The organism is Mesorhizobium sp. M7A.F.Ca.CA.002.09.1.1, from assembly GCF_003998555.1.
GTDB lineage: Bacteria > Pseudomonadota > Alphaproteobacteria > Rhizobiales > Rhizobiaceae > Mesorhizobium > Mesorhizobium ciceri.
The window spans coordinates 1-1,786 of sequence record NZ_RZRR01001028.1; the positions used below are offsets into that span (position 1 = coordinate 1).

Annotated in this window: 2 protein-coding genes; both read left to right on the top strand. The window is 64.7% G+C overall.

Annotated elements, in window-relative coordinates:
- Positions 1-482: dihydropteroate synthase (locus tag EN994_RS29785; RefSeq protein ID WP_164746342.1), on the top strand; the 482-nt coding region annotated here is incomplete at its 5' end.
- Positions 433-1,786 (top strand): ASKHA domain-containing protein (locus tag EN994_RS29790; protein WP_127308073.1); only part of this gene is annotated, 1,354 nt, incomplete at its 3' end. The genes EN994_RS29785 and EN994_RS29790, both read left to right, overlap by 50 nt.

Here is a 1,786-nt window from a genome sequence, read left to right on the forward strand (position 1 = left end):
CCAAGAAGATCGTCGAGCGCTGCGCCGATTTCGGCATTCCGGCGCATGACGTCGTCGTCGACCCGCTGGTGATGCCGATCGGCGCGCTGGGCGATGCCGGCCGCCAGGTCTTCGCGCTGCTGCGTCGTCTGCGTGAAGAACTCAAGGTCAACACCACCTGCGGCCTGTCCAACATCTCTTTCGGCCTGCCGCATCGCCACGGCATCAACGCCGCCTTCATCCCGATGGTGATCGGCGCCGGCATGACCTCGGCCATCATGAACCCGGTGCGGCCGCAGGAAATGGAAGCCGTGCGCGGCGCCAATGTGCTGAACGGCACCGACGAGAACTGCACCAACTGGATCCGCACCTACAAGGATTACAAGCCGGCCGAAGGCGGCCAGGCCGTTGCCGCCCCGACGCAAGTCAATGCGCCGGGCGACGGCGCCGGCAATGGCGGTCGCCGCCGTGGCGGCCGTGAAGCCCGGATGGGCCGAGGATAAGCGCGCAATCGTGAATTCACCTGCAAACATCACCGACCCGCTCGTGCTGTTCATGCCGTCGGGCAAGCGCGGGCGGTTTCCTGTTGGAACACCCGTGCTAGACGCCGCGCGCCAGCTCGGCGTCTATGTCGAAAGTGTGTGCGGCGGACGCGCCACTTGCGGGCGTTGCCAGATCGAAGTGCAGGAAGGCAATTTCGCCAAGCACAAGATCATTTCGTCCAACGACCACATCACGCCCAAGGGCGCCAAGGAAGAGCGCTATGAGCGCGTCCGCGGCCTACCCGAACGGCGTCGCCTCTCCTGCTCGGCGCAAATCCTCGGCGACCTCGTCATCGACGTGCCGCAGGATACGGTCATCAACGCGCAGACCATCCGCAAGGATGCCGACACCAGGGTCATCGCCCGCGATGCGGCGATCCGCATGTGCTATGTCGAGATCGAAGAACCCGACATGCACAAGCCGCTTGGTGATCTCGACCGGCTGAAGATCGCGCTGATGCACGATTGGGGTTTGAAAAGCCTCGATTTCGATTTTTATCTGCTGCCGCAGGTGCAAGGCATCCTGCGCAAGGGCAACTGGACCGCGACCGCCGCCATCTACAAGGATGCCGACTCTGAGACAGCGCGCGTCGTAGCACTTTGGCCCGGCCTCAAGAACGAAGCCTATGGGCTGGCCTGCGATATCGGCTCGACCACCATCGCCATGCATCTGGTGTCGCTGCTGTCGGGCCGCGTCGCCGCCTCGTCGGGCACCTCGAACCCGCAGATCCGCTTCGGCGAGGATCTGATGAGCCGCGTCTCCTATGTGATGATGAACCCGGACGGCCGCGAGGGCATGACGGTCGCCGTGCGGGAGGCGATCTCGGGTCTCGTCGACAAGGTCTGCGCCGAAGGCAATGTCCAGCGCAACGACATCCTGGACAGCGTCTTCGTCGGCAATCCGATCATGCACCATCTGTTCCTCGGCATCGATCCGACCGAGCTTGGCGGCGCGCCCTTTGCGCTGGCTGTCTCAGGTGCGGTGCATATCAAGGCATCCGACATCGGCCTGAAGCTTAACCAGGGCGCCAGGCTCTACATGCTGCCTTGCATCGCCGGGCATGTCGGTGCGGATGCGGCGGCGGTGACGCTGTCGGAAGGCCCGCATCGCCAGGACGAGATGATGCTGATCGTCGATGTCGGCACCAATGCCGAGATCGTGCTCGGCAATCGCCAGCGGGTGGTTGCGGCCTCCTCGCCCACCGGCCCTGCCTTCGAGGGCGCCGAAATCTCCGGCGGCCAGCGAGCAGCGCCCGGCGCCATCG